The sequence below is a fragment of the Collinsella sp. TM05-37 genome, assembly GCF_003436455.1.
Classification (GTDB): domain Bacteria; phylum Actinomycetota; class Coriobacteriia; order Coriobacteriales; family Coriobacteriaceae; genus Collinsella.
The window spans coordinates 87868-97302 of sequence record NZ_QSPN01000010.1 but is presented as its reverse complement, the minus strand read 5'-3'; the positions used below and the strand labels follow the sequence as shown (position 1 = coordinate 97302).

8 protein-coding genes are annotated in these 9435 nt (G+C 58.7%); 7 read left to right on the top strand and 1 reads right to left on the bottom strand.

The genetic code is table 11. The features are described from left to right. Positions 1–263: 263 nt before the first annotated feature. The 6 genes from DXD48_RS06740 (at position 264) to DXD48_RS06715 (ending at position 6274) form a co-directional block, all read left to right on the top strand. Positions 264–776: a PTS glucose transporter subunit IIA gene (locus DXD48_RS06740; RefSeq protein ID WP_158548948.1), complete on the top strand. Its 513-nt coding sequence runs from the start codon at positions 264–266 to the stop codon at positions 774–776. Positions 777–794: 18 nt separating this feature from the next. After that, positions 795–1649, top strand: a complete 855-nt coding sequence (locus tag DXD48_RS06735; RefSeq protein ID WP_233502374.1) for a PRD domain-containing protein — start codon at positions 795–797, stop codon at positions 1647–1649. A 99-nt stretch (positions 1650–1748) separates the two neighbouring features. Then, a complete protein-coding gene (locus DXD48_RS06730; RefSeq protein ID WP_089572192.1) occupies positions 1749–3365 on the top strand; it encodes a PTS transporter subunit EIIC in 1617 nt (538 codons plus the stop codon). 3 nt (positions 3366–3368) lie between these two features. Continuing rightward, entirely contained in the window at positions 3369–4751 is a 1383-nt protein-coding gene (locus DXD48_RS06725) for a 6-phospho-alpha-glucosidase (protein ID WP_089572190.1), read from the top strand. Positions 4752–5070: 319 nt separating this feature from the next. Beyond that, the gene (locus DXD48_RS06720) at positions 5071–5274 is read left to right on the top strand and encodes a hypothetical protein (protein ID WP_089572188.1); all 204 of its coding nucleotides are present in this window, start codon (positions 5071–5073) and stop codon (positions 5272–5274) included. A gap of 88 nt (positions 5275–5362) precedes the next feature. Beyond that, a complete protein-coding gene (locus DXD48_RS06715) occupies positions 5363–6274 on the top strand; it encodes a CPBP family intramembrane glutamic endopeptidase (RefSeq protein WP_118449910.1) in 912 nt (303 codons plus the stop codon). On the opposite strand, the gene DXD48_RS06710 is transcribed toward DXD48_RS06715, so the two are convergent. After that, positions 6271–8412 (bottom strand): YgiQ family radical SAM protein, encoded by a 2142-nt coding sequence (locus tag DXD48_RS06710; protein ID WP_233502363.1) that lies wholly within the window; start codon positions 8410–8412, stop codon positions 6271–6273. The two genes, DXD48_RS06715 and DXD48_RS06710, sit on opposite strands and share 4 nt — an antisense overlap. 267 nt (positions 8413–8679) lie before the next feature. On the opposite strand from DXD48_RS06710, the gene DXD48_RS06705 reads away from it, so the two are divergent. Further along, positions 8680–9396 carry a YoaK family protein gene (locus DXD48_RS06705; protein ID WP_089572184.1) on the top strand — a complete coding sequence of 239 codons (717 nt, stop codon included), beginning with the start codon at positions 8680–8682 and terminating at the stop codon, positions 9394–9396. Positions 9397–9435 lie beyond the last annotated feature (39 nt).

The following is a 9435-nucleotide window of genomic DNA, read 5'->3' as shown; positions in this document are numbered from 1 at the left end:
CCTCTTGACAATGTCCTGCTCATATTAAAAGGAACGTCCCCAAGTGCTGCCTAAATACCGTTTATCGAAGAAAAAATACCGCTCACCGGTCATAATGACTATTCTGGCTTTGGGCTTGTCTACAATAGCTCCCGTAAAAAGAAATGCGGAAGGTTACCGAGTCCCTCGGACGTGGGCCTAACCAAAGTCTTTGAACGGATGTGTCTCTATGGACGCATTCGCTTGATTTTGGTTGGGCTATATTTATGAAGGGACATGCCACCATGGGTTTCTTTTCTCGCCTGATGGGTGGCTCGGATAAGCAGACGACTGCGGCTTCCGAGTTCGAAATCCTCGCCCCTGTTTCCGGCGAGCTTGTTCATCTAGAAAATACCAAGGACCCCGCTTTTAGCAGCCGTGCAGTGGGCGATGGCGTTGCCGTGGTTCCCCAAGAGGGAACGGTGTGCGCTCCTGTCTCCGGTACCATCGCGGCGCTGTTCCCGACTGAGCACGCGCTGGGCATCATGCCCGACGACAGCTCTGCTCAGGTGATGCTGCATATCGGAATCGATACTGTTAAGCTTGAGGGCAAGGGCTTCCATGCGCTTGTTGCCCAGGGTGACCATGTCGACGCGGGCCAGCCCCTCGTCGAGGTCGATTTCGACGTGGTTCGCGCCGCCGGCTTCGATCCTACGGTCTTCGTTATCGTGTGCGAGCGCTCGGAGAACTCGACTCTTCGTGAGCATGCTTCCGGCCCTGTTGCTGTTAAAGAGCCTGTCGTCTGGCTTTCCGAGTAAATTCTTGTGGTGGGTACCGTGGTTATCAAGCGAGTTTTTAACAATAACGTCGCAATGGTCACTTCGGACGATGGCTCCGAGCTCATTGTCATCGGTCGAGGCCTCTGCTTTGGCCGTCATGCCGGCGACGCTATCGATGAAACATCGGTCGAAAAGACCTATGCGCTGCAGGAGGGCACTTCTCAGGATTCGCGTACGATTGACCGCTTGGCACATCTTTTGGAGTCCATTCCCACCGTCAACCTCGTGATTGCCGAGGACATTGTTCAGATGCTCCGTCGAGAGCTCAATGTTGATATCAACGACAAGATCCTCATTGCTCTCGCAGACCATATCGGCCTTGCTTTGGAGCGCGAGCGCAAGGGCGTCCCCTGTGAGAATCCGTTGCTGCTCGAGATCCAACAGTTCTATCGCAAGGAGTATGCGCTTGCGGGCCGTGCGCTGCAGATTGTCAAGGAGTATATGGGCATCCAGATGAGCGAAGAAGAGCAGGGTTTTATTACGCTGCATATCGTCAACGCCACCATGCCGCAACGCTCCGACCGTCTCATCATCTCGGTCCAGCTTGTTCGCGACGTACTCGCGATTGTTTCCGATCGTTACGCTGCGACCCTCGACGACACCTCGTTGCCCTATGAGCGTTTCGTCCGCCACCTGCAGTTTTTCGCACAGCGGGCGCTTGACCCCGCGGCCGGGCAGATCAATGACGATGCGCTGTTCCGAATCGATGAAACTAAGTATCCGTGCGCGTTCTCGTGCGCGGACGCCATAGCCGCCCACTTGTCGTCTGCCTATAACGTTGTCGTTACCGATGCCGAGAAGAGTTATCTCGCATATCACATTGTTAACCTGCTTGGAGAACCTGGTCTCTAGGCATAACGTGCCCACACATCGATTGATATAAGGCAGGGCTTATGGCCTTGTCCAGGGCACATCTGTCTTAATTTGCGGAAAAGGAAGGGGAGTACCGCTATGACCGCAAAAAAGAAGTTCAATTTCAAAGCGCCGTTGGAGGTGTTCGCGAAGTCGATCGTTCAGCCGATGATGTATCTCTCGGTTGCCGGCATTCTGCTCATCGTGGGCATCATTCTGACCAACAAGACCATCTGCGCCGTGATTCCCGTGCTGGGCTCCGGTCCGTTCCAGCTTGTGGGCGCCGTTGTCTATCAGTCGCTGATGTTTATCATCAACAACCTCTCGATTCTGTTCTGCGTGGGCATCGCCGGCGCCATGGCAAAGAAGAACAAGGGCCATGCTTCGCTGATCGCCCTGATGTCGTTCTTCCTGTTCCTGCAGGCCAATAACATCGTGCTCAACGCCACTGGCTCTCTTGCCGAAGCGAGCGGCATGCTCGGCCTTACCGGAACCGGCCAGAGCACCGTTATGGGCATTCAGGTGCTCGATACCGGCGTGTTTGGCGGCATCATTCTTGGTTGCATCACCGGTGCCGTGTTCAACAAGTACTCGAATAAGCAGTTCCCCATTGCCCTTTCGATGTTCTCGGGCGTTCGCTTTCCGTTCCTGATCATGATCATCATCTCCTGGATCATGGGCGCTGGCTTCTGCATCGTTTGGCCTCCGGTTCAGGGTGCCATCTCCTCCGTTGCCGGCATCATTAAGGAGTCGGGCAACATTGGTCTGTTTATCTACGGCATGCTCAACAAGCTGCTCGTTCCCACCGGTCTGCACCACCTCATCTACACCCCGTTCCAGTTCTCCGATGTGGGCGGCACCCTTACGCTGGGTGATCAGGTTATCGCCGGCGCCTATCCCATCCGTGTCGCCGAGATGGCAATGACGGGCCAGCCCTTCTCCGATAGCACCTACTTCAACAGCTACACCTTCAACAACCTGTGGCCCTACATCGGTATCGGTCTCGCCTTTATCTTCACCGCTTACAAGGGGAACAAGGATAAGACCAAGGCCGTTATCATCCCGCTGATCATCACCGCTGTGCTCTCCTGTGTCACCGAGCCCATGGACTTCCTCTTTGTCTTTGCCGCTCCCGTGCTCTTTGTCGTTCACTCGGTTCTTTCCGGCATCTTCCTGGTCCTGCTCAAGGTCCTCTCCGTGCCCGCTTCGACTGCAGGCGGCATCATCAACATCGTGGTTTCCAACCTGGTCCTCGGTGTCGATAAGACCAACTGGCCGATGATGCTCGTGCTCGGAGTCGTCAACGCCGCTCTGTACTTCTTCCTCTTTACCTTCCTCATTAAGAAGCTCAACCTCCACACGCCTGGTCGCGAGGAGGAGTCCGAGCTCGCCGAGTCCGTTGCCGAGGGCGAGGCCGCCGCGTCTGTCGCGGTGAAGCAGGGCGCTGTTGCCGCGGCTCCCGCAGAGGGCGTCGATGCGGGCATTGCCGACCTGGTCGCAGGTCTTGGCGGCAAGGACAACATCGAGGAGCTCGAGAACTGCTTTACGCGTCTCCGCGTGAACGTTAAGAACCCGGACCTCATCGATGAGAGCCTCATCAACCACGTGCCCAACAGCGGCATCAACCGCAACGGCAACAATATCCAGATCATCTTTGGCATGAAGGTTGCCGAGATGCGCGACAAGGTCGAAAACGCAATTGAGAAGGAGCAGTAAACAATGATCATTACTCTGTGTGGTGGCGGATCCACCTTTACCCCCGGCATCGTCAAGTCCATCGCCCTGCGCAAGGACGAGCTCGACGTTGACGAGATTCGTCTGTACGACATCAACGAGGAGCGCCAGCGCAAGATCGGCGTGCTCGTGGACTGGATTTTGCACGAGGACCTTGGCCTGGACATCAAGCTCACGGTGACCACCGACAAGGAGACGGCTTTTACCGACGCGAGCTTCGTGTTTGCCCAGATGCGCGTGGGCGGCTATGCCATGCGCGAGCAGGACGAGAAGATTCCGCTGCGTCACGGCTGCGTTGGTCAGGAGACCTGCGGCTGCGGCGGCCTTGCCTACGGCATGCGCACCATCTTCCCCATGGTCGAGCTGATCGATGACGTTGAGAAGTACGCCAAGAAGGACTACTGGATTCTCAACTACTCCAACCCCGCTGCCATCGTCTCCGAGGGCTGCCGCGTGCTGCGTCCCAACGCTCGCATCATCAACATCTGCGACATGCCGATCGCGATCATCGACGTGGTTTGCGCCGCACTCGATATCGACAAGAAGGATGTCGAGTACGATTACTTTGGCCTCAACCACTTTGGTTGGTTCACCTCGATTCGCCACAAGGGCGAGGAGGTGCTCCCGCAGCTGCGCGAGTACATCAAGGAGCATGAGATCCTGCTGCCCGATTCGTACCTCAAGGGCATGAGCTCGCTGATGTCCAAGAAGCCCGAGGAAGCCACCGACGAGCACCCCGAGCAGAACCGCCACACCAAGGGCAGCTGGTACTACGTCTGGAAGGGCGAGTACGAGATCATGGAGTGCTTCCCGGAGTACCTGCCCAACACGTACCTGAACTACTACCTGCAGCAGAAGGAGTTCGTCGAGCATTCCAACCCCGAGCGCACTCGTGCAAACGAGGTTGAGGAGACGCGCGAGAAGAACCTCTTTGACGGCATCGACCATTACGAGAAGACGGGCGAGATCGACGAGAGCACGTTCTATGCGGGCAGCCACGGCGACTGGATTGCCGACCTGGCCATCGCTCTGAAGAACGACACCAAGCAGCGCTTCCTGGTCATTTGCGAGAACAAGGGCGCTATCCCCAACATGCCCTACGACGCTATGGTCGAGCTGCCTGCCTACATTGGCAAGAACGGCCCCGAGGTCATCAGCCGCGACAACATTCCGCTGTTCCAGCAGGGTCTTATGATGCAGCAGCTGAACTCCGAGAAGCTCGTGGTCGAGGCCACGATCGAGGGTTCGTACGAGAAGGCGCTCAAGGCCTTTACGCTCAACAAGACCGTGCCTTCGATGAAGGTTGCCAAGGAAGTCCTCGACGACATGATCGAGGCTAACAAGGGTTACTGGCCCGAGCTTAGCTAGAGCTAGAAGGCCGCTGGCGCAAAAGAGTCACTGACGGCACAATTTGAACAATGCCCCGTTCGCGTATTTGCGTGGACGGGGCATTGCCGTTTGGTGAGAAGGGCGACAGGTTCATATGCACCAACTTGGTAGAAATCTACCTTTGGAGTGGAGCAGATGTGGTATTCTATCTGCGGGGTAATACTTAGGAATACCAAGTAATACCAACGCCGCAGAAACAAACTCCGGATGCGGGCCAATCGGGTTGCCTTCACAGCCCGTCGCCCAGCCGCGTGGCCCGCATCTATCCGCACTACCGTCGTTTCAAAAAGGAAGCGCCATGGCAGAACACATGACCCCTGTAGTCGCGAAGGTCTTGCCCGAGGAGAAGGCAGCCTTCGCGGCGGCAACCCAGCTCGTGGGTACCACGCCGTCCAACGCCATCCGCATGTTTATCGCTGCGTTCAATCGCTGCGGCACCTTCCCGTTCGACATCTCGCCCAACGGGGCTTTTGGCACTGCGCCCGATTCTCATCAAGAATGACTGTCCCAAACTGCCGGCACTTGGGGACGTTCCTTTTCTGCCGGCAGTTAAGGAACGTCCCTAAGTGCCGGGTTTTGAGGAGGTTGGCATGCTCAATGCGATGATTTGGGCGCTTGCCTGTTTTGGCGTCGTCGCTGCCGATATTGCCCTGAGCGTCGTTTTGTTCTCCGCCCTTGGCGTCGCATCGGTGTTCATGGGTTTTTCGATCGATGACCTCGACATTCAATTGCTTCAGGCCGTCGCGCAGACGGCATCGTTTTTGATGGCGCTGCTGTGGTGGCGTTATCTTTGGCCGCGTTCATTTATGGCACGCCGGCAAAGCGAGCATCCGCTCGGCGGGGGAGCGCGTGGGGCATGGAAGCGCATCGCCTGCGTTATCGTGATTGGCCTGGCCCTGCAGGTGGTCGTTGGCTACGTGACCGATGCCGTGCTGTCGCTGTTGCCCGATGCTGCGGCCGACTACAGCGAGCTTGTCGAGGAGACGGGCATGGGCGACACCAGCTATCTCGCCGTACTGACTACGGTGCTCGGCGCCCCATTTTGCGAAGAGCTGCTGGTACGCGGCATTATTTTTGAGTTTTCGCTCCGAGCGTTTAATCCGCAGTGCCGCCCACTTTGGAAGCGCCGGCGTCGCGCGAACGCGCAAGACAGCGCCATAGTGCCCTGGGCGGCCCCGAGTACCTGGGGCATCGCCGCGGCGATTGTGCTGCAGGCGGCGATCTTCGGTTTTATGCACATGAATTGGGTGCAGGGTTGCTACGCGGGCGCCGCCGGCCTCATCTTTGGCTGGGTGCTCGTTACGACCGGAAAGCTTCGCTATACGATTCTGCTGCATTTTGCCTTTAACGCCGGGTCGTACCTCATGGGCCTGTTGTGGTTTGTGAACACGCCGCTCGACGTGGCAATCACGGTCGCTATCGCCGGCGTCATCCTCGTTGAGGCAATGCGCTCGCTGCGCCAAGCGTGTGGGATGGACGCAGCGAGCGCATCGCTGCCCTAATTGCGGCGTCCGCCTCCGTTAGCGCCCTGGCGCCCCTGGGCTGCACGGTTGCGGCCTGCGGTGTTCTGCGCACGCGACATGCCGCCGTGACCCTTGCTGCCTTTGGGTCCCTTGCCAGCGCCGCCAACGCCACCGTGGGCCTTGCCGCCCTTCTTGCCGGTGCCATGCCCCCCGCCAGCAGACGTCTCGCCCGGGCGCGGGGGCACGGGGCGAATCAGGCAATGCTTGGTGTAGCCAATCAGATCGCGGCGGCCGGCCTTTTCCAGTGCCTCGCGTACGAGCTTGTAGTTCTCGGGCTTGCGGTATTGGATGAGCGCACGCTGCATGGCCTTCTCGTGCGGGTCGCGTGCCACGTAGATCGGCTGCATGGTGCGTGGGTCCACGCCGGTGTAGTACATGCAGGTCGACATGGTGGACGGGGTGGGGTAGAAGTCCTGCACCTGCTCGGGCATGTAGCCCATGTCGCGCACGGCCTCGGCAAGGTCCACAGCTTCCTTCATCGTCGAGCCGGGGTGGCTCGAGATCAGATACGGCACCACGTACTGCTTGAGTCCGTATTCGCGGTTCAAGCGTTCAAATTTACGACAGAACGCATCGTAGACGGCGCGGCTCGGTTTGCCCATTACGGAGAGCACCGCATCGCTCACGTGCTCGGGTGCCACGCGTAGCTGGCCCGAGACATGGTGCTCCAACAGCTCGCGCAAAAACTCGTCCGAGGCGTCGGCCATGGTGTAGTCAAAGCGGATGCCGCTGCGGACGAAGACCTTTTTGACGCCCGGCAACTGGCGCAGATCGCGCAACAGCTGCGTGTAGCCGCTTTCGTCGACCACCATGTTCTTGCACACGCTCGGCCATAGGCAGCGCTTGTTCTTGCACACGCCGTGCTTGATCTGCTTGTCGCAGGCGGGACGGCTAAAGTTTGCCGTCGGTCCGCCCACGTCGTTGATATAGCCCTTAAACTCGGGATCGCGCGTGAGCAGCTCGGCCTCGCGCATGATCGAGTCGTGGCTGCGCATCTGCAACACGCGGCCCTGGTGGAAGGTGAGGGCGCAAAACGAGCACTCGCCAAAACAGCCGCGGTTGGAACTAATGGAAAACTTGATCTCGGCAAAGGCCGGCACGCCGCCCGCTGCGTCGTAGTCGGGATGCCAATCGCGTGCGTAGGGGAGCTCGGCCACCTCGTCCATCTCGTCTGTGGTGAGCGTCGCCGACGGCGGGTTTTGCACCACATAGACGCTGTTGGGGTAGGGCTCTACCAGGCGATGACCGGTGATGGGGTCCATGTTCTGCTGCTGCACGTTAAAGCTGCGTGCGTAGTTGAGCTTGTCGGCGGCAAGGTCGTCCCAGCTGGGCAGCAGGTCGTAGTCGTAGACCTCGTCGAGCGAGTTGGTGCGGTAGACGGTGCCGTTGATATAAGAAATCTGGTCGACGGGCAGCCCGGCATCGAGCGCGTCGGCGATCTCGACGATCGCGTGCTCGCCCATGCCGTAGATGAGGATGTCGGCGCCCGAGTCGAGCAGTACCGAGCGCTTGAGCTTGTCCTGCCAGTAGTCGTAGTGGGCCAGGCGGCGCAGGCTTGCCTCGATGCCGCCGATGATGATGGGGGTATCCTTAAACGTCTGACGGATGAGGTTGCCGTAGACCGTGACGGCACGATTGGGACGGCGCCCCTCCTCGCCGCCGGGGGTATAGGCGTCGGTGTGGCGGCGGTGCTTGGTCACCGAATAGTGGTTGACCATGGAGTCCATGTTGCCGGCGCTGACGAGAAAGCCCAGGCGCGGCTCGCCGAGCACCGTGATGCTGGCGGGGTCGGTCCAGTCGGGCTGGCAGATGATACCCACCTTGTAGCCATGCGCATCGAGCACGCGGCTGATGATGGCCATGCCAAAGCTGGGGTGATCCACATAGGCGTCGCCGCAGATATAGACGAAGTCGCACTGGTCCCAGCCACGCGCATCCATGTCGGCGCGGCTGACGGGGAGGAACTTGTCGCGGCCCGGTCGCCAGGGGCGTGAGGGCGCTGCTGGAGCATGAGTGGTGTGCCCACCCTGCGCCTTGCTGCCGCGCTTTTGCTGCTGGCCCTGTTTGCCCTGCTGACTGCGCTGGTTGTTCTGAGCGTGCTGAGGCTTATTTGCCACGATCCCTCCCGGTGTTTGTATGCTGCACGTAATTGTAACCAGTCTTTTTGGGACGGGGCTAAAAAGACTGGTGGAGTACATGGGCTGGCGGATCGGCGTGTCGATGCGGGTGTGGCGCCGCGCCCGCCGTTTGTTTCCAGACTGTGTATCTGCGCGTTGGGGAGCCCGTCTCGCGCGCACGCCATGTTGTCAATGGGTTACAGTATGAACGGCGGCCATGTCTCCGCCAACGCACGAGAGGGTCGTCAACAAGGAGGCCGCACGACGATGCAGCGTGCCAAGCAGATATCGGAGTCCATCGAGCTGGGCATCATTCTGGCGCTCGCCGGTGGCTTTATGGACGTGTATTCGTACATTGGGCGCGATCATGTTTTCGCCAACGCGCAGACAGGCAACATCCTACTCGTTGGCGTGAGCATCTCGGAGGGCAATTGGGCACTTGCGGGGCGTTACTTCTTCCCTGTGGTTTCGTTTGCTGTGGGCATTATGCTTGCCGACCTGGTACACGAGCGGTTTGGCAGCGTGATCCACTGGCGTCAGGTGACGGTGTTCTTTGAAGCCGTCATCTTGCTGGGCGTGAGTTTTATTCCCGGTGGCGATTTCAACCTGCTCGCCAACTGCCTCACCTCGTTTGCCTGCGGTATGCAGGTCGAGAGCTTCCGCAAGATTCACGGTCACGGCATCGCCACGACCATGTGTATCGGCAACCTCCGTAATGCCTTGCAAAACGTGGACGACTACATCATTACCCATAAGCGTGGCTTTTTGGAAAACGGCCTGCTGTACTTTGGCGTGATCTTTACCTTTGTGTTTGGCGCTGTGTTGGGCAACTGGTGTATTGAGCGCATGGGCCTGCACGCCATCGTCGTGGCGAGCGTGCTGCTGTTTGTCGCGTTTGCCATCATGTTTATCGACCGCGAGCGCGACTTGCGTTTTCGCTGGAAGGTTGCGGCCGAGGCTTGGAAAGAGGGCTGCCGAAAGTAACCGAATGCGGCAAAGGGACAGCCCCTTTGCCGCATTATT